Source organism: Mucilaginibacter sp. JRF, from assembly GCF_015223065.1.
Lineage (GTDB): Bacteria > Bacteroidota > Bacteroidia > Sphingobacteriales > Sphingobacteriaceae > Mucilaginibacter.
Genome location: NZ_JADFBY010000005.1, coordinates 34,795 through 61,791 on the forward strand (window position 1 = coordinate 34,795; position 26,997 = coordinate 61,791).

The window sequence follows — 26,997 nt, forward strand, 5'->3', positions numbered from 1 at the left end:
ATAGATTGGCATAAGGTACTAACATTTAACCGTAACAAACAAACCCTTAAACCATAAAAATGTGTGGCAAATAGTAAAAAAAGTACGCTTTACTGACGGTAGATTAAAAATTAATTAAAGCTTCATCATATTAACCATTATTACGCTTCGGCCTCGCGCTTAAGCCAGCTTACAACGGCCTTAATTTCGGTGTACGAGTAGTTGTCGCCCAAAACCTCTTTTAATGGGGCCAGGCGTTCGGGGCCGTAACTTTCAATGGCATCCTGAATGGCGGGTATCTTGCCCTGGTCAACAAACTCGGTAACTTCCAGCTCGCCGGTTTGCACGAACAGGGTGAGGTGGCCTTCAACCGTCATGGGCGATAGGCTGCGTTCGGCGGCTATTTGCTGGATGCTTTTGCCCGCCTTAAACAAGTTGAGGCTTTCCTTTTGGGTATTGCTCACCTTCTCGCTGCGTGGCTTAGATTGCCGTTGTTTGGCGGCTTTGGGTTTCACTTTTGAGGTTAACCCGTTGGCTGCGCAATAAGGTTTTATCACTTCCAGAAACTCGCGCCCGTACCTGGCCAGCTTTACATCGCCAAAGCCGGATATATGCCTCAGTTCATCCATGCTTTGCGGCAGGTAGGTGGCCATTTCCAGCAAGGTAGCGTCAGATAGTATAACGTAAGCCGGTAAATTCTCCATCGTGGCAAAGTTTAAACGTACCACCTTAAGCTGATCAAACAATGACGCTTCAAACGGCAACGCTTCCTCCGTTTTTTCTTCAATGATCTGCGCTTCGGTAAGTTCAACTTTTTGCTGGCCTTTTAGTACGGCTTCGCTCTTGTCGGTTAGTTTTACAATAGGGTAGGCATCATCTGTGATTTGCAGATAACCGTGGGCGTTAAGCTCGCGCAGGTAGCGCTGCCATTGTGCCTTGCTGATATCGGCCCCTACTCCGTAGGTTTTAAGTTGCTTGTGCTCGTCACGTATCTTCTCGCTTTTTGATCCGCGTAAAAAATCAACCACATAGCCCAGCCCGAAACGCTGGTTAAGCCTCGCCACTGCCGACAGAGCCTTTTGGGCGATCAGCGTTCCATCAAACTTTTTAAACTCGCTGAGGCATATATCGCACGATCCGCAATTGTCCGTGGCTTGCTCATCAAAATAATTGAGCAGGTATTTACGGCGACAGGTGTGCAGTTCGCAATAGGCAGCCATATCGTTCAGCTTATCAAACAGTATCTGGCTTTGCTCCTCGTTATTGTCAAGGGTTACAAAGTTCTTCAGCTTGATAACATCCCCCGGCGAATAATACAGCATGGCATCTGATGGGAGGCCATCGCGCCCGGCACGCCCGGTTTCCTGGTAATAGCCCTCAATGTTTTTGGGCATATCCATGTGTACCACATACCGCACGTTACTTTTATTGATACCCATACCAAAAGCGATGGTAGCCACCATTATCTTCACCTCATCGCGCAAAAAAGCTTCCTGGTTACGGGCTTTGGTGGCATGGTCAAGCCCGGCGTGGTAGGCCTCGGCACTGTAACCTTCATCTTTAAGGTCGGCGGCCAAGGCCTCGGTAGATTTACGGGACAGGCAATAAATAATACCCGAATCATCGCGCCTGCCATCTAAAAAATTAAGCAGCTGGTTAAAGCTTTTGTTTTTAGGCGTTACCCGGTAAGTAATATTTTCGCGGTTAAAGGATGATATAAATACTGATGGCTGGCGCAGGTTCAGCTTTTCCAGAATGTCCTTTTGCGTTAGCTTATCAGCTGTGGCGGTAAGGGCAATTACGGGTATGTTTTTAAAATGATCCTTCAGGTGGGCAAGCATCAGGTATTCGGGCCTGAAATCGTGACCCCAGTGCGATATACAATGCGCCTCATCAATAGCGAACAATGATACCGGTAGCGATTTCAAAAAATCGATCAGTTTATTCTCCGTACCGAACAAGCGTTCGGGTGCCAGGTAAAGCAATTTTATCTGGTTGCTTTTTAGCCTGTCGGTAATGTTTCGCTGTTCATCAGGCGTTTGGCTGGAGTTAAGGAATGCTGCTGGTATGCCATTCAGGTTCAGGCTGTCAACCTGGTCCTTCATCAAGGCTATCAGGGGCGATATTACGATAGTTAGTCCGGGCAATAAAACCGCGGGCAATTGATAGCACAGCGATTTACCGCCACCCGTTGGCATCAGCGCCATAACATCGTGCCCGTTAAGTACACGCCCTATAATGGTTTCCTGCTCGTGCCTGAATTCGCTGTAACCAAAATATTTGTGCAGGGCTTGTAGTGGGGTCATATATTTGTTTTATGTGCAGATATGCTGATGTGCAAATGTGCGGATTATTGCTTGTGTGCCGGTAAGGGTTTCAGGATATTTACATAAAAATTTAGCTATTTTACCTGTAATTTATCGACATTTAACATCTGCGCCAATGCGCGAATAGTTTTCTACACTGTTATATGCTTAAAAAAATATCCGTCCTGCTGTTATGCCTTGGTTTGTTTATAAATGCCCTGGCACAAAAAATACAATCGCCCGATGAGTTTTTGGGTTATAGCCTGGGTTCGCGTTTTACGCACCATGCCCGCATAGCCGAATACTTTAATTACATCGCCAAAACCGCCCCCAATGTAAAGCTGGTGCCTTATGGTACTACCAATGAGGGGCGCCCGCTGATGGCCATGTTTATTGCATCGGCAGATAATATTGGCAAACTGGAGGAGATTCGCAAGAACAACTTAGGTCTTGCCGGGATGGAGAAAGCCGCGGGCAGCATCAACAGTAATACGCCTATTATTGTATGGCTAAGCTTTAACGTGCATGGCAACGAACCAAGTTCGAGCGAGGTATCAATGCAGACACTGTATGATCTGGTTGACCCGGCAAATACCCGCACCAAGGCCTGGCTGAAGAACACCGTTGTGGTGATCGATCCATGCCTTAACCCTGATGGGCGCGAACGCTACGTTAACTTTTACAATGCGGCCAAAGGCGATAAGCCCGATGCCAACCCTGCCGCGCGCGAGCATTTTGAACCTTGGCCAGCAGGACGAACCAATCACTACTTTTTCGACTTGAACCGCGACTGGGCATGGCAGGTACAAAAGGAAACGCAGGGCCGTGTAGCGCTGTTTAATCAATGGCTGCCGCAAATACACGTTGATTTTCATGAGCAGGGTTATAACGCCCCTTACTATTTTGCCCCCGCTGCTGAACCAGTGCATAAGGACATTACATCATGGCAGCGCGAATTCCAGGTTATCATCGGGAAAAACAACGCCAAATATTTTGATAAGAATGGCTGGGCGTACTTTACCAAGGAGATATTTGATCTGCTATACCCATCTTATGGCGATACCTATCCGTTGTACAATGGTTCCATCGGCATGACGTATGAGCAGGGTGGCATAGCCGCCGGCCTCGCCATACAAACCCGCACCGGTGATACGCTTACCCTTGCTGATCGTATTGCGCACCATCACTCTAACAGCTTAAGTACTATCGAGGCGGCATCCGCCAACGCGCAAAAAGCGCTTACCGAGTATAAAAAGTATTTTGACGCAGGGCGTACCAATCCGCCGGGCGAGTATAAAACCTATGTGATACAAAACAGCAATAATGATAAGATAACCGCCCTTGCCGCTTTGCTTAAGCGCAATGGCATACAATTCGGTTACGGACTGAACCGTGCGGTAAAGGGATTGAATTATACCACCGGTAAAACCGAAACCTATAAGCCTGCCGAAAATGATCTGGTGATAAACGCCTATCAACCCAAAGCCGTATTGTTGAACGTTTTGCTTGAGCCCAAAACCTTTATTGCCGATAGCAACACTTACGATATTACCGGCTGGGCCTTACCGTATGCTTATGGCTTAAAAGCCTGGGCGGTAAAGGAATCGTTAAAACCCTTACGCCAAAAAGAGGTACCGGCCGATGTGCCGTTATTTACAACCGAACCGGCCTATGCCTATGTATCAGAGTGGCAATCGGTAAATGATGTTAAGTTTTTGGGTGCCTTGTTAAAGCGGAACATCAAGGTACGTTACTCCGAAAAACCTTTTGAGGCCGCGGGTAGAAAATTCAAGGCAGGTTCGTTGCTGATTACCCGTGCCGGAAATGATAGTAAGAACTTTGATGAAACCATGCGCGCATTAGCCGGGGAGTACAATCATCCCCTGGTACAGCTACACTCCGGCTTTGTAGATAAGGGTGCCGATATGGGGTCAGATTATATTAAACACATCCGTCCGCTTAATGTGGTGCTGGTTACGGGCAACGTAACCTCATCCGAAGCGGTGGGTGAGGTATGGCATTACTTTGAGCAGCAAATAAACTACCCCGTAACGCTGGTTAACTATACCGACCTTAACCGTATGAGCTGGAATGATGTGGATGTGATGATCTTCGCCGATGGATATTACGGAGGGGATTTTCCATCTGATAAGCTACAAAGCTGGGTAAACAACGGTGGTAAGCTGATAGCCATGCAGCATGCCGTATCGCAATTGGCGGATAAAAAGTTGTTCGGCATACGCGATAAGGAGGTTAAGGATGATAAAAAGGACGATAAGGGTAAGGATAACAGTAACAAGGTAATATCATACGCCGACAGGGATAAAGAAGCGCTGAAAAGCAATGTACCCGGCGCGGTTTACAAAATACATCTGGACAATACCCACCCACTGGGTTTTGGTATGCCTGCCGATTATTATACCCTTAAACTGAACGATGAGGTTTACGAGTATTTAGGACTTAACGGCTGGAATGTAGGCACACTTAAAAAGGATGGCTACACATCGGGCTTTGTGGGGCAAAACAGCAAGGCCAAACTGGTTGATGGTATGCTGATAGGTGTACAGGCTGTTGGTCGTGGGGCGGTTGTTTACCTGGCTGATGATCCGCTGTTCCGCAGTTTTTGGGAGAATGGCAAACTGCTTTTTGGTAACGCGGTGTTCATGGTGCAGTGATCGGTATAAAATTGCCGCTTATTATAAAATAAACCAACGCAACAACGTTATTACGGGGAGCCGGGAGTAAGTCTATTTGCTTTTTTATTGCTTACTTTGCGGAACAATTGAACCTGCGTATGCGCACTGCCTTGCTTATTCTTCTGCTTTTTATTGGTAATGCTGTTTTCTCCGCACCCGCCAAAACGGATGAGTTGCTGGATAAGCTGGATATTGAGCTTAACCGCAAGGGAGAGTATGATAGCCTTAAAGAGCAGCGTTTAAAACAGCTTAAGGCAAAACTGGGCCGTTCGCGCGGCAACCCCATGCTCAGCTTTACCCTATGCAGCCAGGTTTACGAAGAATATAAATCATATAAGTACGATTCGGCCTACGTATATGCCCACAAGCTGCTGCAACTAAGCCAAAAGCTTAATAACGTTGGGCTTGAGTATACCAGTAAAGTTAAAGTGGGTTTCATCCTGCTGTCGTCGGGTATGTTTAAGGAGGCGTTCGATAATCTTTCGGGCATTGATGCGAGTAAGTTGAGCGATACCATGCGTTACGAGTATTACCGCCTGATGATGCGCGCTAACTTCGACCTGGCTAATTACGATAACGATAACCAGTACTCACCGGTGTATGTGGAGCAGGCCAATAAGTATATCGATTCGGCCATTGCTATCAGTCAGCCGGGATCATACAATAACCTGTACCTTATCGGCTACAAAAAACTAAAGCAAGGCGATCTGAAAGCTGCCGAGGCTGATTTTTTGACCCTGCTTAATACCAAAAAACTTACCGAGCATCAAAACGCCATTGTAGCATCAACCCTGGGCAATATATATTTAACCAATAAAGATCGTAATAAGGGTATCGACCTATTGGTGCAGGCTGTTACCAGCGATATACAATCATCAACCAAAGAAACACTGGCTATTTTTTGGCTGGCCGAGGTATTTTATAAGCAAGGCGATATCAAAAATGCCTATAAGTACATTCAGCAGGCCATGGCCGATGCTGATTTTTATGGTGCCCGCCAGCGCCGCGCGCAGATCAGCTCGATACTGCCTATCATAGCAGCCGAAAAACTGAAATACAGCGAACGCGAAAAAACACGCTTCCTCATCTTCATTGTATCATTATCCATACTGGCGGCTTTGGTTATTGTGATATCGGTAATGCTGTTCAGGCAGTTGAAAAACCTTAAGGCCAAGGAGAAGATAATTGAGGAAACCAATGCCGAACTGGAAGCCATCAACCTTAAGTTACAGGAAGATACGCATATTAAGGAGGAGTACATTGGCTATTTCTTTAACGTGATATCGGGCTACATCCTAAAGCTGGAAAAGTTGAAGCGCTCTGTAGATCTCAAACTGTCGCAAAAACGATATGACCATATCCAGCTGATAGTTGATAATATCCAGATAAAAAAGGAGCGTGAGGCGCTGTTCCATACGTTCGATCATGTGTTCATCAAGATATTTCCAAACTTTGTGGCCTTGTTCAATGCCCTGTTTAAAAAGGAAGATCAGATATGGCCAAAGAGCGACGAGGTGCTGAGTACCGACTTGCGCATCTTCGCCCTCATCAGGCTGGGTATTAACGATACCGAAACCATCTCTAAAATACTCGAGTATTCCGAAAAAACCATCTACGTTTATAAGATGCGTTTAAAGGCCAAATCGCTTTTCCCGGCCGATGAATTTGATAAACGCATAATGGATATCAAGGCCGTTGATAACACACGAAGCGGTAAAAAAATTACCGAGAATGTGTAGCAAATGCCCCTCTACACGCTTGTTCCCCACTTTGTAAGTGTTATACAAGCCTAAATTTGTTTAAATTTTTTCAAAAAAATCAAAAATTAAATATCTGATTGTCAGTATTTTAATTTTAAATAATCCAATATTTTCTTAAATTTTAGCTAAACAAATAGCTAAACGTTTGGAAGCTCATCAAATTTGTATCAGGTAAAACACTAAGTCCTTCCGTTTCGTATAAATTAAAACACCGAAACCCAAAGGCAACAACTGTTTTAGCCAATATAAACCAAGGTAACCGATAACAACTTTTTGAGCTGACCACACATGTATAAAACCTATACTAAAAGTTTTGTATTCTGTATTATTTTTTGCCTCACCGGCATTGCAAGTGTTTTTGCCCAGTTGAATATTGACAGGGTAGAACCGGCCTTTTGGTGGGCAGGCATGAAGAATAAGCAATTGCAGCTTATGGTTCATGGCAACAACATAAGCAGCGCGAAACCGGTTATCACCTATCCGGGTGTAAAGGTTACTGAGGTAGCCAAAACTGATAACCCGAATTACCTGTTCATTTATCTTAACGTTACTGCGGCAGCTAAGCCGGGCGTAATGCGTGTAAAATTTACCGGCGCCAATGGCGACACCAAAGCCATAAACTACGAGCTCAAAGCCCGTACCGACCGTACCGGCGCGCAAGGTTTTAACAGCAGCGATGTGCTTTACCTGCTAACTCCCGACCGTTTTGCCAACGGCAGCACAGAAAATGACGCGCTCGACGCGGTAGGTGTTGACCGTAAAAACCCCGATGCCCGCCACGGCGGCGACCTTAAGGGTGTGGCCGACCACCTTAACTACATCAAGGATATGGGCTTTACCACCGTTTGGTTCAATCCCGTACAGGAAAACCGCATGCCTAACGGCTCGTACCACGGTTATGCCATTACCGATTTTTATAAGATAGACCCTCGTTTTGGCTCAAACACTGAGTTTAAAACGCTTACTGCCGATATGCATGCCAAAGGCATAAAGGTGGTAATGGATATGATATTTAACCACTGCGGCCTGGCTCACCCCTGGATGAAGGATAAACCGGCTGCCGACTGGATAAACAACCCGAACAAGTACGTACAAACCAACCATGCCAAGCTTACCGCTATGGACCCGCACGCCGCGAAAAAGGAGCAGGATATTTTGCTTGACGGATGGTTTGTGCCCGATATGCCCGACCTGAATCAGCGTAACCGCCACCTGGCCACCTACCTGATACAGAACAGCATTTGGTGGATTGAGTACTCCCGTATTGATGGCATTCGTCAGGATACTTACCCTTACCCTGATTATGCCTTTATGGCGCGCTGGTGCAAAGAGGTAATGGCCGAATACCCTAACTTCAATATCGTAGGTGAATCGTGGTATGGCAAAAGCGGCGAAACTGCCTGGTGGCAGCGTAACTCGGCCATCAACCCTAACAATACCTACCTTAAAACGGTAATGGATTTTCCGTTAACGTTTACTGCTGATTGGGGCTTTAACGAGGATGCCAATAAGAACGGCGGCGAACAATCAGGCATGTACCAGATATTCGAGGTTATAGCGCAAGACTTTTTGTACCCTGACCCGAACAACATCCTGACCTTTTTGGATAACCATGACCTGGGTCGTTTTACCCGTAAGGATGATAAAAACCTTGATCGCTTCAAGCAAGCATTCGCGTTTTTGCTTACTACACGCGGTATTCCGCAGATATACTACGGTACCGAGATATTGATGGAAGGCGCCAAGAACGAAGGCGACGGGCAGATACGCAAGGATTTTCCGGGCGGCTGGCCGGGCGATAAAACTGATGCCTTTACTGCCGAAGGTCGTACCGATAAGCAGAACGAGGCTTTCAACTATCTGCGCAAGCTGCTTAACTGGCGCAAAACCAATAAGGCCGTTACAGCAGGTAAGCTGATACATTATGCCGCTTATGATAACGTGTATGTGTACGCCCGTATTTATGGCGATAAAACGGTACTGGTAATGCTTAACGGCGCAGGTAAGGATCAGGAGCTGGATATGGAGCGCTTTACCGATGTAACGGGTAAGTACACCACAGGTACCGATGTAATAACGGGTAAGCAAATAAGCATTGATAAAAAAGTGACTGTACCCGCCAGGGGGCAGTTCATACTCGAGCTGAAATAACTAAATAAACCAAAAATAAACATGATGAGGATAACAATAAAAGGCGCTCCCGCCTGACGGGCTGTGTATTCGGCAGCTTTTTTAAAACACACAATTATATCCAGTTTTATAACCAATGATTAAAGCTTTACGCATTAAAAATTTAATTTGTATGAGAAGATTTTATCTTAAAAACTATGTGCTTTTGTTGGCCATGATGCTTGTATCAGGCCTGGCATTTGCACAAACAGGCAGCATAAGCGGTACTGTGCTTGATACCAAGCGCGAGAGCCTGCCGGGCGTGTCAGTCACTGTTGACGGCACAACCACCGGTACCGCTACTGATGTGAACGGCGCATTTAAAATTAACAATATCAGCGCCGGTACGCATACCGTTACAGCCAAGTACATTGGCTACACCGTAATGTCAAAAACCGTGAATGTAACCGCGGGCCAGGCAACAACGGTTGAGTTTTTGCTTGCTGCCGAATCGCAATCATTAAATGAGGTGGTGGTAGTAGGTTACGGTACACAAAACCGTAAGGATGTTACCGGCTCAATAGCCACCGTTAGCAGCAAGGATTTTCAGAAAGCTGTTGTTAGCTCACCTGTTGATCTGATAGCGGGTAAGGTTGCCGGTGTGTCTATCACCTCAAACGGTGGTCAGCCGGGTGCAGGCAGCCAGATACGTATACGTGGTGGCGCGTCATTAAGCGCTACAAACAACCCCCTGATCGTGGTTGATGGTGTGCCTTTGAGCGACAATAGTATCTCAGGCGCTCCAAGCCCGCTTAGTTTGATCAACCCTGATGATATCGAATCATTCTCGGTATTAAAGGATGCATCAGCGGCAGCTATATACGGTTCTCGTGCATCAAACGGTGTATTGTTGATCACTACCAAAAAAGGCCAGAGCGGCAAACCACAAATATCACTTAACTCTCAGCTTTCAGCATCACAGATCAGCAAAAAGGTTGATGTGTTTTCGCCAAGCGAGTTCAGAGATTTTGTGAACACCAACGGTACCGATGCTCAAAAAGCGCTGTTAGGCTCGGCCAATACCGACTGGCAGGATGAAATTTACCAAACAGCCATAGCGCACAATACTAACCTTAGCGTATCAGGCGCTTACAAAAGCTTGCCTTACAGGGTTTCGGTAGGTTACCTTGATCAGGATGGTGTGCTTAAAACTGATAACCTTCAACGTACATCGGGCGCAATTAACCTGAGCCCTAAGTTGTTTGATAACCACTTAAAGATCAATCTTAACTTAAAAGGAACCATCAGCAAAAGCCGTTTCGCTAACCAGGGTGCTATTGGTGCCGCTGTTAGTATGGACCCAACTCAGCCTATTTATTCAGGTAATGATGAGTTTGGCGGCTATTACGAAACCAAGGTTGGTAACTCATTGCAAACGCTTGCGCCACGTAACCCGGTTGGCTTGCTTGAGTTGCGTAATGATAAAAGCGATGTTAAAAGAAGCATAGGTAACGTACAGTTTGATTATTCATTCCACTTTTTACCTGAGTTACATGCTAACCTGAATTTAGGTTACGATTACTCGCAAGGTAAAGGAACCATCTTTGTACCCGATTATGCAGCACAAGGTTACAACAGCGGCTCGGTTGGTGGTGTAACTTATAACGGTTTAAATAACCGCTATCAGCAAGATCAGAAAAACCGTGTTGGTGAGTTTTACCTGAACTATGTAAAGGATCTGAAATCAATTGACAGCCGTATCGACGCGGTTGCCGGTTATAGCTACCAGATATTTGAGAACCATGTGTTCAATTTCCCAACCAGAGCGGCTGATAATACAGTGCTTGTAACTCCGGTTTTCCCTGATAACCTGGATAAGAACGTGTTGATATCATACTACGGTCGTTTAAACTATACTTTTAAAAACAAGTATACTTTAACCGCTACTGTACGTACTGATGGTTCATCTCGTTTTTCACCGCAAAACAGGTGGGCAACGTTCCCATCGGCAGCATTGTCATGGAACATGAAAGAAGAATCATTCCTGGCTGACAATAACGTTGTATCAAACTTAAAGCTGCGTGGTGGTTACGGTATAACCGGCCAGCAGGAAGGCATTGGTTTGTATGATTACCGCTCATTCTACAGCCTGAGCTCAAACACGGCTCAGTACCAGTTAGGCGATACTTATTACAATATGTACAGGCCGAACGGTTTTTACCCTAACCGTAAATGGGAGCAAACAGCGACTACTAACATCGCTGCCGATTTTGGTTTCTTTAACGAGCGTTTAACCGGTAGTGTGGAGTATTATTACAAAAAAACCAAGGATCTGTTGAACGAGATCGATCAGCCGGCGGGTACTAACTTTAGCAACCGTATTGTGGCCAACATTGGTTCAATGGAAAACCACGGTGTTGAGTTAACCCTGAATTCTCAGATCATCCGCAAAAAGGATGTTAGCTGGAACCTGGGTGTGAACTTTACTTACAATACCAACAAGATCACCCAGTTAACCATCGCTCCTGATCCTAACTACCCTGGTGCCCGTTATGGTACAATATCAGGCGGTACAGGTAACTCGGTACTTATCCACTCTGAGGGTTATCAACGTGGCTCGTTCTACGTTTACCAACAGGTATATGATGCCGCAGGTAAACCGGTTGAAGGTGTATTTGTTGACCGTAACAGCGATGGCGTTATAAATCAGGACGACCTTTACCGCTACAAAAATGTTGACCCTCGTGCATTCTTCGGCCTAAGCACATCTGTAAACTATAAAAAATGGAGTGCAGGTATGGTGTTAAGGGGCAGCCTGGGTAACTACTTATACAACAACGTATTTTCAAGCACCGGTACACTACGTAACGTGTTTAACCCAATTGGTGGTTACCTGAATAACGCATCAACAAACGTGCTCGAAACTAATTTCCAGGGCGCTGGCGATGCTTTCTACTCATCTGACTATTTCGTGCAAAACGCTTCATTCCTGCGTATTGATAACGTGAACATTGGTTATGATTTTGGCAAGGTGTTTAACTCGGCAGCCAGCTTGCGTTTGTACGGTAACGTGCAAAATGCCTACGTGTTCACAAAATACAAAGGCTTAGATCCGGAGGTTAACAGCGGTATTGATAACAATTTCTATCCGCGTCCGCGCACCTTCGTGTTAGGTTTAAACCTTGATTTCTAATAACCAATTTAAGTTACTTACAATGAGAAAGAATATAATAAGATTATTGATGATCGCTGGTATTGCCGGTGGTTTGGCTTCGTGCACAAAAGATCTTAATCAATTACCCAAAAATGATATAACGGCCGATCAGGTTTATAGCACTCCATTGGGCTATACCCAGGCTATGGCTAAATTATATGGCAGTCTGGCCCTTTCGGGTAACGAAGGCCCGGCCGGCAGCAATGACCTACAGGGTGTACCTGATGAAGGTAACTACGCGGGCTTTTTACGTACTTTTTGGTATTTGCAGGAGCTACCTACCGATGAGGCCATGATAGCCTGGGGCGATGCCGGTTTGCAGGATTTTAAGAACATGGTATGGTCAACCACCAACCCGGCCATTGTTGGCCAGTATTACAGGTTGATGTATGAGGTTACCTTGTCGAATGATTTTTTAAGACAATCAACCGATGCCATGCTAAGCTCACGTAACATTACCGGTGCTGATGCCGATAAGGTTCGCCAATTCCGTTCAGAGGCACGTTTTTTAAGAGCCTTTGCTTACTGGGGCTTAATGGACCTGTACGGTAACCCGCCATTTGTTACCGAGAATGATGTACTTGGCGCCGGTTTGCCAAAGCAAATAAGCCGTGCCGACCTGTTCAACTATGTTGAGTCGGAATTAAAAGACATCGAAAATACCCTTGTTGATGCTAAAGCCAATGAATATGGCCGAGCAGATAAAGGTGCCGCATGGGCATTACTTGCCAGGTTATACATTAACGCTAAGGTTTACACCGGTACCGAGCGTAACGGCGATGCTATAACTTACGCTTTGAAAGTTATTAACGGTGGTTACACCCTGCACGACAACTATCGTGAGCTTTTGTTAGCCGATAATGATCAGTTTAAGGACGAGGCTATTTTTACCATTAACTATGATGGTGTTAGAACCAAAGGTTTTGGTGGTATGACATTCTTTACCCATGCCTCATACGGCCCGCCAATGCCCGAGCCTGCTACTTTGGGTGTTGACAGCAAATGGGGTGGTATCCGTACCTCAACCGACCTGACCAACCTGTTCCCTGATAATGGTAATACTGACTATAGCCAGTTCCCTAAAAACTTTACCAATAATACCTCAGCTGCTGATAAGCGTGCTCAGTTTTGGTTCCAGGGCTTTAGCACTACGGTTAATGCCTTAACTAACTATACTGATGGTGTAGGGGTGCTTAAGTTCCGTAACATTACCAGTACTGATGCTGTGGGCAAGGATCTGGGTCACTCAGATGCTGATTTTCCGGTATTCCGTTTGGCCGAAATGTACCTGATATATGCTGAGGCTACATTAAGAGGCGGTTCGGGCGGTGCATTAAATACTGCTATAAACTATATCAATATGTTAAGGGATAGGGCTTATGGCAATACATCAGGCCGTGTTACCTCAATTGACCTTGATGTTGTTTTAAAAGAGCGTGCTCGTGAGTTGTACTGGGAAGGTTTGCGCCGTACCGACTTGATCAGGTATGAGCAATTTACCCAGGGTAGCTACCTGTGGACATGGAAAGGCGGCGTGCGTGCCGGCAGGCAAACTCAGGCTTTCAGGGCTTTATATCCACTGCCAGCGGCCGAGATCACCACAAATCCAAATCTGAAACAAAATCCGGGTTATTAATTCATGATGTTTTAGTCATAAAAAATCATAGTAACGATAATGAAAACATTATATAAAAAACTGCTGGCGCTTGGATGCGCCGGTATGCTCATCATCTCAGCTTGTAAAAAAGATGAGAACAGGGCCGTGTTGTCTTCAAACGCAAAAGGTGGCACCATTTCAGCATCAGCCAGTACATTGGTGCTTGAAAAGGCTACCGAAACCGAAAATGTGATCACCCTAAACTTTACCGAGCCTGAGTTTGGCTTTAGCGCCGCTGCCACCAATACCTTGCAGCTGGCCATAAGCGGTACCAACTTTGCCCCAGCTAAAGAGGTTGAGCTTGAAGGAAAAGTGAAAAGCCTGACCTATACCGGTCTTGATTTTAACAGCCTGCTGCTGGCACTAAACCTGCCATTTGATAGCCCAACCGAGGTTGAGCTGCGTGTAAAGTCAGAGCTTAACTCAACTGTTGCACCGGTGTATTCAAACGTATTAAAGTTAACCGTTACACCTTATCCGCTTATTAGCTGGGTATATGTTCCGGGTAACTACCAGGGCTGGAACCCCGCTACTGCCGATAGCTTAATATCAGCAACAGGTAATGGTGTTTACAAAGGCACTATATACTTCCCGGTTGATGCAGGCGCCAACTACGAGTTCAAGATCACTCCGGCTAAAAACTGGAATTCATCTTATGGCGATGCCGGTGGTGGTTCGGTATCAACAGGCGGTGGTAACTTTAAGGCACCGGCAGCAGGGTCATACCAAATAACCCTCGATCTGAATACCAACACCATTGAGATGGCCAAGGATAGCTGGGGTGTAATTGGCGATGCCACACCGGGCGGCTGGGATGCTGATACCGATATGATATATAATAACGGTAACAACACCTGGTCTATAACTGTTAATCTGGTAGGAGGAAAATTCTTCAAATTCAGGTACAATGATGATTGGGGCGTAAACCTTGGTGGTACACCAAGCGCGCTTACCCAGGGTGGTGCTGATATTAACGTAGCCACAAGCGGTAGCTACCGTATTGTGCTTGACGTTGCCGCCAAAACGTATACTATTACTAAACTATAAACTGACCCTTTTTTTAACCCCGGCTTATGCCGGGGTTAATTATTAGGCGTTCACATTTAATCAGTTTATTTCATGAAGATATTTGACAGGGCAGTTTTGGCCTTCGGGGTGTGCTTTGCCTTTAGTTTGCCGGTTTGGGCTCAAAACAGCCCGGTAAAACCTATGGGTAATGTTACCGCCGTTACCGAGAATGGCCAGCAGCTAAAAATAACCACGCAAAACGCCCGTGCCGAGGTTACGGTGTACACGCCATCGGTTATCAGAGTACGTATTGATAAGCAGGAGCTTGGTGCCGATTTTTCGTACGCGGTGATCGCGCAGCCCCAAAAGGCAAAATCATCGGTAACGCAAAATGATAACGAGATACAGGTTGTTACCGATTCGGTTAAGTTGGTTATAGGTAAAAAGCCTTTCAGCGTTGCTTTTTACACGCCGGATGGTAAGGTGATCAGTCAGGACGAGGTAGGTTTGACCACCTCGTGGGTTAACGAGAACGTAACCACCTACAAAAAAATGCAGGAGGGCGAGCGCTTTGTTGGCCTGGGAGAAAAAACCGGCGGACTTGATCGCCGTGGTTCAGGCTATACGCACTGGAATTCGGATGTGTTTGGCTACCGTGTTGATCAGGACCCCTTATACTCAACCATTCCGTTTTACATCGGCATACATCATGGGTTAAACTATGGTATATTTTTAGATAACACCTGGCAAAGCGATTTTAACTTTGGTGCCAGCAACAACCGCTTTTCATCGTTTGGTGCCCGTGGCGGCGAGATGAATTATTACTTCATCTATCATAAAAACCTGGGCGATATCATTACCTCGTATACGGCGCTAACCGGCCGCATGAATTTGCCGCCGCTGTGGAGCCTGGGTTATCAGCAAAACCGCTACAGCTATTATCCCGATACGGAAGTATACCGCATAGCCCAAACCCTGCGCGAAAAGAAGATCCCCGCCGATGGCATAACGCTCGACATCCATTACATGGATAAATACAAGGTGTTTACCTGGGATAAAAACCGTTTCCCTGACCCGGTGAAGATGAACAATCGCCTGAAGGAAATGGGTTTTAAAACTACGGTAATTGTTGATCCGGGAGTGAAGGCTGAGCCTGGCTACGGTGTTTACGAGCGTGGTTTGAAGGATGATATCTTTATAAAATACGCCGATAATAATAACTACACCGGCGAGGTATGGCCGGGTTGGTGCCATTTCCCTGATTTTACGAGTGTTAAAGGTCGTGATTGGTGGCAGGGCGAAATAAAGCAATATGCTGCCGACGGTGTTAGCGGTATATGGAATGACATGAATGAGATAGCCACCTGGGGCCAAAAAATGCCGGATAACGTGATATTTGATTGGGAAGGCCGCAAAGCAGCTCATCCGGAGGCACGCAATGCTTACGGCATGCAAATGGCAAGGGCAAGTTACGAGGGTTTCCGCAAGGCATTGAATAAGCGTCCGTTTATTTTGAGCCGTTCAGGATATGCGGGTTTGCAGCGCTATTCAGCCCTATGGACAGGCGATAACCGTGCCGAGGACGACCACATGCTGCAAGGCGTACGTTTGCTAAGCAGTTTGGGCCTAAGTGGTGTGCCTTTCACAGGTATGGATATTGGTGGTTTTACCGGCAATGCCAGCGTTGCATTGTACACCCGTTGGGTGCAGATAGGCGCTTTTAACCCATACTTTCGTAACCATACGGGGGTAAATACCAAATCGGCCGAGCCATGGGCTTTTGGTGAGGAAACCCTGGAGATAGCCCGCAACTACATTAACCTGCGCTACAAATTGCTGCCATACCTGTACTCCACTTTTTATGAGGCTACGCAGGATGGTTGGCCCGTGGTGCGTTCGCTGGCTATTAATTACGCGCACGATGCCAAAGTTTATCAGTATCAAAACCAATACCTGTTTGGTAACGCTTTCCTGATAGCGCCGTTTGCCGGTACTGATGCTTACGGAACTATCTATCTGCCTAAAGGCAAATGGTACAATCTATATTCAGATGAGGTGAGCAATGGCGGTACCGAAACCATTGTTAAGCTGGTTAACAACAAGCTGCCGGTTTATGTAAAAGAGAGCGCCATCATCCCGATGCAATCGCTTATACAAAACACTACTGAACAACCTACCGATACCCTTAACGTACACATTTACAAAGGCGATGTTAACAATAGCTTTGTGTATTACGAGGATGATGGTGAAAGTTACAATTACGAAAAAGGAAGTTTTTACAAACGTAACATCAGCTACAACGCGGCTAAAAAAGCCATCACCTTTGCAAAGGCTGAGGGCTCGTTAACATCTAAATTTAAATATGTGCGCTTGTATATGCACGGCTTTGGCAGTGCTACGGTTAAGCAGGCAGGTAAGCAGGTGCAGGCCAAAACGGACTTTGTATCGTTCATCAACCCTATATCAAAGTTTGACCCGCAAGGGGTGGCCAACAAGGCCGAGGGCAGCGATACCCGAACCATTACCTTACCCAATAACAGCACCGAATTTGTTATAAATTATTAACAGCTACCCCATATATCAGTTATGAGAGTAATATATAAACTATCCATTATAGCGCTGCTGCTGGCCAACGTGGCCTGCAAAAAAAGCGACCCGGTAACAAATAACCCCACCGACCCGGGAACCAACAAGCCCGATACCAGCAGTAATGGTATCCCCAACAACGCGGGCGATGGTGTAACGTTTATTAACAACGGTACATCGGCCATATTTAACCTGTATGCGCCGGGCAAAGTATCGGTATCGGTAATTGGTGAATTTAACAACTGGACAGGCACTGCCATGAAACGCAGTACCGATGGTACCCGCTGGTGGGTGCAGGTTGATAACCTTAATGCCAATACCGAATATGCTTATCAGTACCTCATCAATGGCAACCTGCGCGTGGCCGACCCATATACCGAGAAGATACTCGACCCGGATAATGATAAATACATCCCGGCATCGGTATATCCTAACCTGAAGGCTTACCCAACAGGAAAAACCAGCCAGATAGTGAGTGTGATGCAGGCCAACCAGCCATCATACAGCTGGAAAGTGAACAACTTTACCCGCCCGGCTAAGAAAGATCTGGTAGTTTATGAACTGCTGGTGCGCGATTTTGTGGCCGACCATAGTTACAAAACCATTATTGATACGCTGGACTATATCAGTCGACTGGGTATAAACGCAATTGAGCTGATGCCGGTTGCCGAGTTTGAGGGTAATGAATCATGGGGATATAATGATTCGTTCTTTTTCGCGCCCGATAAGTATTATGGTACCAAGAATGATCTGAAAGCCTTGGTTGATGCCTGCCACGAGCGTGGTATTGCCGTTATTATGGATATTGTGCTTAACCATGCCTTTGGTTCATCGCCCATGGTGAGGATGTACTTTGATCAAAATACCGGCAAGCCATCAACATTAAGCCCGTGGTTTAATGCCGATGCCAAGCACCCTTTTAACGTAGGTTACGATTTTAACCACGAAAGCCAGGCAACCAAGTATTTCTCTAAAAACGTAATGCGCCACTGGTTGAAGGAGTATAAGATAGACGGCTACCGTTTCGACCTTTCAAAAGGCTTTACGCAAACTAATAACCCTAATGATGTTAACGCATGGTCGGCCTATGATGCCAGCCGTATAGCGATATGGAAAGATTACAACACCTTTATTAAAAGCGTAGATCCGAACGCCTATGTGATACTGGAACACTTTGCCGCCCCGCAGGAAGAAAAGGAACTGGCCGCTAATGGCATGATGCTGTGGAACAACCTGGCCTATGGTTTCCAGGAAGCTAATATGGGTTGGATGCCGACGTCTGACCTGTCGCAGCTGATGTTCGCGGCGCATACCTTTACCATTGCTGATGGTTTGATTAGCTACGCCGAAAGCCATGACGAGGAACGCGTAATGTTTAAGAATGTAACCTACGGTAACCAGGATGGATACAACGCCCGCCTGCTGAACAACGGCCTTAAACGTGGCGCCATGACGGCAGCCTTCCTGATGGCATCACCAGGGCCAAAAATGATATGGCAGTTTGGCGAGCTGGGTTATGATATCAGCATTGACCAAAACGGCCGTACCGGCAACAAGCCCATACTTTGGGATTACCAAAACGTACCCGAGCGCAAAGCCCTGTACAATGCCTACGCCAAATACATAAAAATGAAGTTGAAGAACCCGGTATTCGGCGCTAACACCGCTACATACACGCTAACCGGCGCGGTGAAAAACATGGCGCTTAGCGGCAGCGGGGTTGATGTGCAGGTAGTAGGTAACTATGATGTAACGGCTCAAACCGCAACCGTAGCGTTCACCAAAACCGGTACCTGGTATGATTATGTTACCGGCAGTACCCTAAACGTAACCAGCACAAGCATGAGCCTCACCCTGCAACCGGGCGAGTACCACATATACAGCTCAGCACAGCTGCAATAGATAACAGCATTTGGATAAAATGTTGTTGGTTTAATTTAGTTAGAAAAGCCTCTCCGCAAGGGAGAGGCTTTTTTGCATAAAAAAGTTTGTAAGTTTAGGCTGATAAATAACAATAATACCTAAACCGAGCAATAATATTTTTATTGCTAATTATTTTAGTAATTTTGATGAAAAATGTAAATCAATTTGGAGGAAATTGGACTGAAGCAAAAATGAAAATCGTAGTTGATTATGCTAAGGCATATTTAACTATCATGAATAAACAACCTTGGGTAAAAACACTTTATTTCGACGGTTTTGCTGGCTCGGGATTAATAGAGAAAAATGAGGCTGAGGATGCCATTAAAGGTACAGCTTTGAGAATACTTGATATTGATGAACCCAAACCATTTGATTTATATTATTTTGTTGAAAAGGATGAGAAAAATAAAAAGGCATTAGAAAATAAGGTAAGTATTGAATATCCTAAAAAGAAGGCATTCGTAGTGCAAGATGACTGTAATGCTAAATTATTAGATATGGCTCGATACTTGCAAAAGAATAAAAATTTCAGAGCATTAGCTTTTATCGATCCATATGGAATGTCGGTTAATTGGAATTCCATTGAGGCGCTAAAAGGGTTAGGAATTGATTTTTGGATATTGGTGCCAACGGGATTAGGCGTAAATCGGTTGCTAACTAAAAGTGGAGAAATAGATGACGGTTGGTTAAATAAATTAGAACAGTTTTTAGGGATATCTCGAACAGATGTATACAACCGATTTTATAAAAAAGATATAGTAAATACTTTGTTTGGAGAGTTGGAAATATTGAACAAAGAAAAAGCGGCTATCGAAAAAGCGAGTAAGTTATATTCAGAAAGATTGAAAACAGTTTTTGAGTATGTATCCGAGCCTTTCGTTATGCGTAATAAGACAAATTCAATAATGTATCATTTTATGATGGCTACAAACAACCCATCAGGACTAAAAATAGCAAATGAGGTTATTAAGCCACAATATAAACTATAATGGCAGAATCATCTATTGAATGGACCGAGCTAACATGGAATCCTGTTACTGGTTGCAAGAAAATAAGCCCCGGATGTAAGTTCTGTTATGCAGAAGTTATGTCGCGGAGATTGAAAGCTATGGGTGTCGAAAAATATAAGGATGGGTTCAAAATAAGAATTCATCCGGATGCACTTAGCATTCCTTATTCATGGAAGAAGCCCAAAGTTGTATTTGTCAATTCAATGAGTGATTTATTCCATGATGAAATCCCGCTTGATTTTATCAAAGCGGTTTTTTCTGTAATGAATAATACACCTCAGCATATTTATCAGGTGCTAACCAAACGGTCAGACAGGCTTTTGGCTATTGCTAATGAACTGAATTGGACGGAAAATATTTGGATGGGGGTTTCGGTTGAAAATGAAAAATATACATTCAGAATTAATGAGCTAAGCCAAACTCCGGCAAAAACCAAGTTTTTATCCATTGAGCCATTATTAGGTTCTGTAGGTGAAATCAACTTAGAAAAAATAAATTGGGTTATAGTTGGTGGCGAATCTGGTCATGGTGCAAGGCCAGTTAAATACGAATGGATTGACGAAGTAAGGGTGCAATGTGAGAATGGCACGGTTCCTTTCTTTTTTAAACAATGGGGAAAGCCCAAATTCAATATAAATCCTAATGATCCAACAATTGACAAAGATCACCCGCAACACGCTAAAGGTGGGTGTGAGTTAGATGGTAAAATCTATAGAGAACTTCCAATTAAGGCTGCATAAAAAAAGCGCCCCGGCATTATGCCAAGGGCGCTCTCACTATTCACTAAACTTACTGTATTTTACTATTTGCTTTTTAGCTGCTGTATGTGGGCGCGCAGCTCGTTTATTTCGGCTTGCTGCTCTTTTATGGCGCCTACCAGTATAGGTATCAGCTTTTCGTAATCAACGGCACCGGTAGTTAGGGCGCGTTGGTTGCTTTTACCGGCTGTGTACCATTTGTTATCCTGCTTTACCAACTCAGGCAATACCAGCTTAACATCATCGGCCGAGAAACCGTACTGGGTACCGGCAGGCAGGTTAAGTTGTTTGTATTTATCCAGGTTGAACTCGAATTTCAATGGCTCCAGCTGATTAATGTAGGTAAGCGAGTTTTTGATAGGCTCGGCGTTTTTTTGCAGCTGTTTATCACTCACGGTTTGTGCCGACGCTGTATTAAATGTAATTACACCGGCAATGGTTGCTAAGGCAACACCAATTTTATTAATAGTCATTTTATTAGAAAAAATAATAGAAGTAAACAAACGTTCGCGGCAACCGCTGCCGCAATGCGTTTAGTTCAAGGGGTCAAAATAAAAAGTACTCAGGCTGGTATAACGGCGTTGGGCGGCGGGGTAGGCACCGATGGAAAATAGGCCAGGTGCTCATCGCTGTCGGCATGGGTGTAGGCATAGGCTTGCGCTTCAAAATGTGGTGCCGGCAGGAGCCATGAAGGGTGATGTAACCAAAACTCGGTCACCACGGTTTCCTTACTTTCAGTACGTGATGATGATGATTCCTCGTCATCAGTAAAAAGTTTCTCTGAAAGTTCGGTACTGTTGGTGCTGAATAATGAAAGCAAAGAGATACCTGTTTTTTCCATTACGGAAAAAATGAGTAGAAATGTTAACAGATATCTTAATAAGCCCGCTCTCATTATCAAAAGAGTTTACTATGCAAACATAGTAGTTTTATATGATGAATACAATGTAAACAGATGTTTTTATGGCTTGTTTTGCAATAGCTTACATAAAAACTGAAAGTATAACGCTGGTAAACAATCAACGTATTTATGCTTTAACTAATCTTTAAAAACATGTTATTTTAAAAGTGTAATTTGTGTCGTTAAAAAATAAGGCTTACTTTAACAGGTATTTTATAAAGAAAAACTGACCCATAATGCCCACTTATCAGCATTATTCGTTCGACCTTTGGTTAACCCTTATCCGCTCAAACCCCGAGTTCAAGGCCCGGCGTGCCCAATATTTTTTTGAGCATCTTAACTTCAGCAATAAACCGTTGGATGAGGTGCTGCGCATATTCCGCCAGGTTGACCTGATGGTGAACCACATCAACGAAAAAACCGGAAAAAACATTGATGCCGACGAGATGTACCTGATGGTGATCAGCATGATAAATGATACCCACGAGTGTATTGCCGATATTGATGTTGACGACCTGTACAACCGTATGGAGCAATTGCTTTTTCAATACCTGCCGGTAGTATACAGCGAGCAAACTATTGAAGTACTTAACCATTTAATAAACGAACAAGGAGCCACCGCCAATATACTCAGTAATACGGGTTTTATAAAAGGCGTAACCCTGCGCAAGGTACTTAAGCAATTAGGGCTTGATGGTTTCTTCGCTTTCCAATTGTTTTCTGACGAGGCCGGTTATTCAAAGCCTCACCCCGAATTTTTTAAGCTGATGTTTGAGGGTGCGCAACAACTGCATCCGGGTATAATGCCTGCGGATATCATACACATTGGCGACAATAAACTGGCCGATGTAGCGGGTGCGCAGGCTTGCGGGTTCAATACCTTACTAATTAACTCTACACAACTAACCATAAAAAACCTTACAGATAATGCACCTAACGTACTCATTACATAAAATAACTGAGCCTGAGCAGTTCGGGTTCAGCGCGGCGGATTATAGTCGCTTTAAATATGGCGATGCCGAGGTGGCACGCAGTTTTGGCAACTCGCTTGCCCAGGGCTTTATTGAGGAGCACCTTAACGGCGAGCCTATCACCAGTCAGCTGGTGGTAATATCAAGCCCGTACTCGTTCATCCCAACGGCAACGTATACCTTGAAAAATTACTTTGTATCGGCGCTTAACCGCTGGCTGGCGCACCATAACCTGCCGGTGGTTCAGGAGGCCAAGGTACATAGAACCATAACTTATAAAGAAGATTACGGCGAACTGGATGCCGAGCAGCGCCTTAAACTGATAGGTAACGACTCGTTCCATATTGATAAGGACTTCATCAAAGGCAAAACGCTATTGTTTTTGGATGATATTAAGATAACCGGCAGCCACGAGCACATGATCATGAAGATGGTTGATGAGTATGGGTTGGATAACAATATATTTATGCTCTACTTTGCCGAGCTTATTAACAAGGGCATACACCCCAGCATCGAAAATTATTTGAATTATTATCAGGTACAAACTATTTTTGATCTGGACAGTATAATTCTGAGCGGTAAATTCAGCATTAATACACGTATAGTAAAGTATATCCTGAATTATGATCACGATAGCTTCCGTGTGTTTTTGCAGAACAAGCCCGAGGATTTTATAAACAATTTATACGATATGGCCCTGGGTAACGGTTATCATACAATGGAGTGTTATCAGCCAAACCTGAATTATATTAAAAAACAATTATCAGTATTCAACAAAAACTTAGCATAACTATATATGGCTATTAATCTTCAAAAAGGGCAGCGCGAAGCCATTGCTGCGCCTAAATTCACTATCGGCCTGGGTTGGGATACCAACAGTTCATCAACCGGCTCGGCGTTTGACCTTGATGCGTCATTATTCATACTGGGCGAAAACAAAAAGCTGCTGGCCGATGAGTACTTTGTATTCTACAACAACACTAAATCGCCGGACGAAGCTGTTGAGCATACCGGCGATAACCTGACCGGTGCGGGCGAGGGCGATGATGAGCAGATAAAGGTTGACCTTTCAAAAATATCAGCCCAGGCTACCGAGATATGTATTGTGATAACCATACACGAGGCCGGCGAGCGCAGGCAAAACTTTGGCCAGGTGCGCAACTCATTCATCCGCATATTTGATAGCGCTACCAATGTTGAGATATTGAAGTACGAGCTGGAAGAAGATTTTTCAATCGAAACAGCAGTAGAGTTCGGTCGCATATACAAACGCAACAACGAGTGGAAGTTTGAAGCCGTTGGCGTAGGTATGAAAGGTGGCTTGCAGGATTACTTAAACAAATACAATTAATAAACTTAAACTATGGCAATCAATCTTGAAAAAGGCCAGCGCATTAGTCTTGAAAAAAGCAATGGCAGCAAGCTGCAAAATATATGTGTAGGTATTAACTGGGGCGCAATTGAAAAAAAGGGCTTCTTTGGTACCAAAAAAGAGGCAGTTGACCTTGATGCCAGCTGCGCTTTGTATGATGAGAACAAGCAGTTGCAGGAAGTAATATACTTTGGCAACCTTAAATCAAAGAATGGCTCGGTAAAACATAGCGGTGATGACCTTACCGGCGATATGGGTGGCGATGATGGCCTGGATAACGAGGTGATCAGCGTTGACCTGGCCAGCCTGCATCCAACTACAGCTTATGTGGCCTTTGTATTGAACAGCTTTCGCGGGCAGGATTTTGGCAGCATTCCGTTCGCTTCTATCCGCGTGTACGAGGGTACGCCAAAACGCGTTACCGAGGAGTTTGCCAAGTACAATATTGCGGGTGGTAACTTTGCCGGGCACGTATCAATGGTATTAGGTGTATTTTACAAACGTAACGGCGAGTGGAAGCTGAATGCCATTGGCGAACCGACCAAGGATCGTAAGCTGCAAGAAACCGTACAAACCGTAACTCAAAAGTATTTATAGTAACTTATGTGTAAGTAGTGCATCTAAACGGCATTACTTACATTTAAACATTACCTGATATGGAACCTAACCTGAATGATGCCTCACAAAATGCCCAGGTATCAAACGCTGTAAAGCTGATAGATAAGGATGGCAACGTTGACCTTACCCAGGCATCAACCGCCGACCTGAGCAAATATGCCGATCTGAACAAAGGCCTTAACCCGGCTGATGCCAACTCTATATTAAATTATGGCGTTGAGGTGCAAAACACCATGGAGCGTTACAGTAACCAGTTTTTGGCATCGGTACGTACCTATAACTCGGGCGAGGTAGGCGGCCTGATCAATGATCTGCTTACCGAACTTAATTATATTGATGTTGATGAACTGGAGCGTAACTCGTTCACCAATTTTTTGGCGCGCATACCGCTGATAAAAAGGCTGGTATTTGATGCTAAAAAGCTGTTCCAGAAGTACGATCTGGTGATCAACAACGTAGATAAGATCACCAACAAGATCAAAACCGGAAGGTTGAACGCCATTAAGGATAACAGTTCGCTGCAAACCATGTTCGAGAGCAATGTGGAGTACATTAAGCAGATGGAATCGCTCATCATATCGGGCCATATAAAACATAACGAGCTGAGCGAAAAACTGGCCGAAATGGAAGGCAATCCATCAGCCTACAACGATTATGAAATTGCCGATCTGCGCGATTTTGTGAACCGCCTGGATAAGCGCCTGGCCGATATGAAAGTGGTGCGCTTTATCATGCTGCAATCATTAGCGCAAATAAGGGTGGTGCAAAACAACAATACTTCAATTGCCGAAAAAGCACAATCCATTGTAACCACAACCATACCGGTTTGGAAAAACCAGCTCACCATTGCCGTGGCTCTCAACAGGCAAAAGGCCAATGTGGAGATGCAGAAAAAAATATCGGACACGACGAACACCATCCTGCAAAAAAATGCCGAGCTGCTTAAGCAAAACAGTATTGATGTTGCGCGCGAGAATGAAAAGACCGTCGTGTCAATAGATACGCTGAAACGCACCACGCAATTGCTGATCGAAACCCTTAACGAGGTTAAACAGATACATGAGCAGGGTGCGCAAAACCGTAAGGTGCTTACATCTGAACTGCAAAACCTGGAAACTGAATTAAAAAAGAACGTTACCAACGTAAATACCGGCCGATGAGGATAGCGAATGGATGATAACCTGACATTACGTGAGTCGACAAAAACACTGAATAAACTGCACCTGCTCTCCGCATTTTTTGAGGATGAGATAGTTTATAAGATATACTTGCGTACACAGGTTATTCATAAGCTTTATGAAACCAAACCCGAGCTTGATATTAACAAGCTCGACCTGTTTCATACCCAGTTCACTTTGCCCGCCATTGATTTGCTAAGGCGTATCAAAAAAATAAACGAGGGCAAGGTGAGCCTTTTGTTTGATGAGATACACCTGAACGAGGAGCTGATAAACAGCATTAAAAGCGCTGATTTTAGCGAGGCCGATTTTAATAACGATAAGCAACGCCAGGCCCTTCGCATCAATAATTCGCTGCGCAAGTTGTATCAGCAACTGTCTGACGGGGGGCAGGAGTACACTTTGGTGCGAAACATCAACGCCTTTGGTGTACGCTACGCGGAGGACTATTTTTACAACATTACCCCCGAACTGCTTGCCGAAATTACCGACTACGAGCCAGCCGAGGTTTATACCAATGCCCACGCGCTTATACACCGTAAGCTGATGGGGCGTTTGTGTAAGTTTGATTTTCGTACCGAATTTTACTGCGGCCTGCGTGCCGGTGATCTGCTGGTTGAAGTGTATAGGTTTATTGATGATCAGGATGAATATTACCTGTTTTACCCATCGCGTAACCTGTTTTTGCTCTTTGATGAAAATAAGCTTAACGGTATCAACTTAAGTACTGATATTACCCGTAACCAGCGCATTATACAGGAATTACAGGATAAAAATGATCAGCTGAAAAGTCGTGCCCATTTAATCCGCATAAACATCCCCGCCGAGGTAAAAGATCTGCTGGGCGAGAACTACAAAAAAATATCGGATATTGATTTCTTGCAGAATATTGCGAGTTTTGATGCGCAGGCGAATATCCTTAAAACTATGCTGAATACGGATATCATTTAA

At 44.8% G+C, this 26,997-nt stretch carries 19 protein-coding genes; 16 read left to right on the plus strand and 3 right to left on the minus strand.

The features are described 5' to 3' along the window. Window positions 1-140: 140 nt before the first annotated feature. Window positions 141-2,285: a DNA helicase RecQ gene (gene recQ, locus IM792_RS13925; protein ID WP_194102493.1), complete on the minus strand. Its 2,145-nt coding sequence runs from the start codon at window positions 2,283-2,285 to the stop codon at window positions 141-143. A gap of 164 nt (window positions 2,286-2,449) precedes the next feature. Between recQ and IM792_RS13930 the strand changes: the two genes are divergently transcribed. The 10 genes from IM792_RS13930 to IM792_RS13975 all read left to right on the plus strand — a co-directional run bounded on the left by IM792_RS13930 (window position 2,450) and on the right by IM792_RS13975 (window position 20,988). Next, window positions 2,450-4,960: a M14 metallopeptidase family protein gene (locus IM792_RS13930; RefSeq protein WP_194102494.1), complete on the plus strand. Its 2,511-nt coding sequence runs from the start codon at window positions 2,450-2,452 to the stop codon at window positions 4,958-4,960. A gap of 119 nt (window positions 4,961-5,079) precedes the next feature. Then, the gene (locus IM792_RS13935) at window positions 5,080-6,720 is read left to right on the plus strand and encodes a DUF6377 domain-containing protein (protein ID WP_194102495.1); all 1,641 of its coding nucleotides are present in this window, start codon (window positions 5,080-5,082) and stop codon (window positions 6,718-6,720) included. A gap of 309 nt (window positions 6,721-7,029) precedes the next feature. Continuing rightward, entirely contained in the window at window positions 7,030-8,892 is a 1,863-nt protein-coding gene (locus tag IM792_RS13940; RefSeq protein WP_194102496.1) for a glycoside hydrolase family 13 protein, read from the plus strand. A gap of 151 nt (window positions 8,893-9,043) precedes the next feature. Further along, window positions 9,044-12,043: a SusC/RagA family TonB-linked outer membrane protein gene (locus IM792_RS13945; RefSeq protein WP_194102497.1), complete on the plus strand. Its 3,000-nt coding sequence runs from the start codon at window positions 9,044-9,046 to the stop codon at window positions 12,041-12,043. Window positions 12,044-12,065: 22 nt separating this feature from the next. Beyond that, a complete protein-coding gene (locus IM792_RS13950) occupies window positions 12,066-13,700 on the plus strand; it encodes a RagB/SusD family nutrient uptake outer membrane protein (protein ID WP_194102498.1) in 1,635 nt (544 codons plus the stop codon). 39 nt (window positions 13,701-13,739) lie between these two features. Then, window positions 13,740-14,768 (plus strand): SusE domain-containing protein, encoded by a 1,029-nt coding sequence (locus tag IM792_RS13955; RefSeq protein WP_194102499.1) that lies wholly within the window; start codon window positions 13,740-13,742, stop codon window positions 14,766-14,768. A gap of 72 nt (window positions 14,769-14,840) precedes the next feature. Continuing rightward, window positions 14,841-17,294 carry a TIM-barrel domain-containing protein gene (locus IM792_RS13960; RefSeq protein WP_194102500.1) on the plus strand — a complete coding sequence of 818 codons (2,454 nt, stop codon included), beginning with the start codon at window positions 14,841-14,843 and terminating at the stop codon, window positions 17,292-17,294. A gap of 21 nt (window positions 17,295-17,315) precedes the next feature. Beyond that, the gene (locus IM792_RS13965; protein WP_194102501.1) at window positions 17,316-19,217 is read left to right on the plus strand and encodes an alpha-amylase family glycosyl hydrolase; all 1,902 of its coding nucleotides are present in this window, start codon (window positions 17,316-17,318) and stop codon (window positions 19,215-19,217) included. Window positions 19,218-19,384: 167 nt separating this feature from the next. Beyond that, window positions 19,385-20,227, plus strand: a complete 843-nt coding sequence (tcmP, locus tag IM792_RS13970; RefSeq protein WP_194102502.1) for a three-Cys-motif partner protein TcmP — start codon at window positions 19,385-19,387, stop codon at window positions 20,225-20,227. Beyond that, window positions 20,227-20,988, plus strand: a complete 762-nt coding sequence (locus IM792_RS13975) for a phage Gp37/Gp68 family protein (RefSeq protein WP_194102503.1) — start codon at window positions 20,227-20,229, stop codon at window positions 20,986-20,988. The genes tcmP and IM792_RS13975 overlap by 1 nt, the downstream gene beginning before the upstream one ends. A 62-nt stretch (window positions 20,989-21,050) precedes the next feature. On the opposite strand, the gene IM792_RS13980 is transcribed toward IM792_RS13975, so the two are convergent. Together IM792_RS13980 and IM792_RS13985 are read right to left on the minus strand one after the other, a co-directional pair. After that, complete coding sequence (locus IM792_RS13980; protein ID WP_194102504.1) at window positions 21,051-21,479, minus strand: tail fiber domain-containing protein; 429 nt, start codon at window positions 21,477-21,479, stop codon at window positions 21,051-21,053. Between the two features lie 89 nt (window positions 21,480-21,568). Beyond that, the gene (locus IM792_RS13985) at window positions 21,569-21,847 is read right to left on the minus strand and encodes a hypothetical protein (RefSeq protein WP_194102505.1); all 279 of its coding nucleotides are present in this window, start codon (window positions 21,845-21,847) and stop codon (window positions 21,569-21,571) included. 296 nt (window positions 21,848-22,143) lie between these two features. On the opposite strand from IM792_RS13985, the gene IM792_RS13990 reads away from it, so the two are divergent. The 6 genes from IM792_RS13990 to IM792_RS14015 are packed head-to-tail and all read left to right on the plus strand — an operon-like array spanning window position 22,144 to window position 26,997. Beyond that, a complete protein-coding gene (locus IM792_RS13990) occupies window positions 22,144-22,860 on the plus strand; it encodes an HAD family hydrolase (RefSeq protein WP_194102506.1) in 717 nt (238 codons plus the stop codon). Continuing rightward, window positions 22,835-23,668 (plus strand): phosphoribosyltransferase family protein, encoded by an 834-nt coding sequence (locus IM792_RS13995; protein ID WP_228085119.1) that lies wholly within the window; start codon window positions 22,835-22,837, stop codon window positions 23,666-23,668. Before IM792_RS13990 ends, IM792_RS13995 begins: the two co-directional genes overlap by 26 nt. Before the next feature lie 6 nt (window positions 23,669-23,674). Further along, on the plus strand, window positions 23,675-24,229 hold the full coding sequence (locus tag IM792_RS14000) for a TerD family protein (RefSeq protein ID WP_194102507.1): 555 nt from the start codon (window positions 23,675-23,677) through the stop codon (window positions 24,227-24,229). A 12-nt stretch (window positions 24,230-24,241) separates the two neighbouring features. Then, a complete protein-coding gene (locus tag IM792_RS14005) occupies window positions 24,242-24,847 on the plus strand; it encodes a TerD family protein (protein ID WP_194102508.1) in 606 nt (201 codons plus the stop codon). Window positions 24,848-24,906: 59 nt separating this feature from the next. Beyond that, a complete protein-coding gene (locus tag IM792_RS14010) occupies window positions 24,907-26,028 on the plus strand; it encodes a toxic anion resistance protein (RefSeq protein ID WP_194102509.1) in 1,122 nt (373 codons plus the stop codon). A gap of 9 nt (window positions 26,029-26,037) precedes the next feature. Next, complete coding sequence (locus IM792_RS14015; RefSeq protein ID WP_194102510.1) at window positions 26,038-26,997, plus strand: hypothetical protein; 960 nt, start codon at window positions 26,038-26,040, stop codon at window positions 26,995-26,997.

Excerpts from the sequence above, each read along its gene's own strand:
- IM792_RS13960 (WP_194102500.1), top strand. The coding sequence starts at position 14,841 with ATGAAGATATTTGACAGGGCAGTTTTGGCCTTCGGGGTGTGCTTTGCC.
- IM792_RS14005 (WP_194102508.1), top strand. The coding sequence starts at position 24,242 with ATGGCAATCAATCTTGAAAAAGGCCAGCGCATTAGTCTTGAAAAAAGC.
- IM792_RS13980 (WP_194102504.1), bottom strand. The coding sequence starts at position 21,479 with ATGACTATTAATAAAATTGGTGTTGCCTTAGCAACCATTGCCGGTGTA.
- IM792_RS14010 (WP_194102509.1), top strand. The coding sequence starts at position 24,907 with ATGGAACCTAACCTGAATGATGCCTCACAAAATGCCCAGGTATCAAAC.
- IM792_RS13945 (WP_194102497.1), top strand. The coding sequence starts at position 9,044 with ATGAGAAGATTTTATCTTAAAAACTATGTGCTTTTGTTGGCCATGATG.
- recQ (WP_194102493.1), bottom strand. The coding sequence starts at position 2,285 with ATGACCCCACTACAAGCCCTGCACAAATATTTTGGTTACAGCGAATTC.
- IM792_RS13985 (WP_194102505.1), bottom strand. The coding sequence starts at position 21,847 with ATGGAAAAAACAGGTATCTCTTTGCTTTCATTATTCAGCACCAACAGT.
- IM792_RS13990 (WP_194102506.1), top strand. The coding sequence starts at position 22,144 with ATGCCCACTTATCAGCATTATTCGTTCGACCTTTGGTTAACCCTTATC.
- IM792_RS13995 (WP_228085119.1), top strand. The coding sequence starts at position 22,835 with ATGCACCTAACGTACTCATTACATAAAATAACTGAGCCTGAGCAGTTC.
- IM792_RS13935 (WP_194102495.1), top strand. The coding sequence starts at position 5,080 with ATGCGCACTGCCTTGCTTATTCTTCTGCTTTTTATTGGTAATGCTGTT.
- IM792_RS13975 (WP_194102503.1), top strand. The coding sequence starts at position 20,227 with ATGGCAGAATCATCTATTGAATGGACCGAGCTAACATGGAATCCTGTT.
- IM792_RS14015 (WP_194102510.1), top strand. The coding sequence starts at position 26,038 with ATGGATGATAACCTGACATTACGTGAGTCGACAAAAACACTGAATAAA.
- IM792_RS14000 (WP_194102507.1), top strand. The coding sequence starts at position 23,675 with ATGGCTATTAATCTTCAAAAAGGGCAGCGCGAAGCCATTGCTGCGCCT.
- IM792_RS13950 (WP_194102498.1), top strand. The coding sequence starts at position 12,066 with ATGAGAAAGAATATAATAAGATTATTGATGATCGCTGGTATTGCCGGT.
- tcmP (WP_194102502.1), top strand. The coding sequence starts at position 19,385 with ATGAAAAATGTAAATCAATTTGGAGGAAATTGGACTGAAGCAAAAATG.
- IM792_RS13965 (WP_194102501.1), top strand. The coding sequence starts at position 17,316 with ATGAGAGTAATATATAAACTATCCATTATAGCGCTGCTGCTGGCCAAC.
- IM792_RS13930 (WP_194102494.1), top strand. The coding sequence starts at position 2,450 with ATGCTTAAAAAAATATCCGTCCTGCTGTTATGCCTTGGTTTGTTTATA.
- IM792_RS13940 (WP_194102496.1), top strand. The coding sequence starts at position 7,030 with ATGTATAAAACCTATACTAAAAGTTTTGTATTCTGTATTATTTTTTGC.
- IM792_RS13955 (WP_194102499.1), top strand. The coding sequence starts at position 13,740 with ATGAAAACATTATATAAAAAACTGCTGGCGCTTGGATGCGCCGGTATG.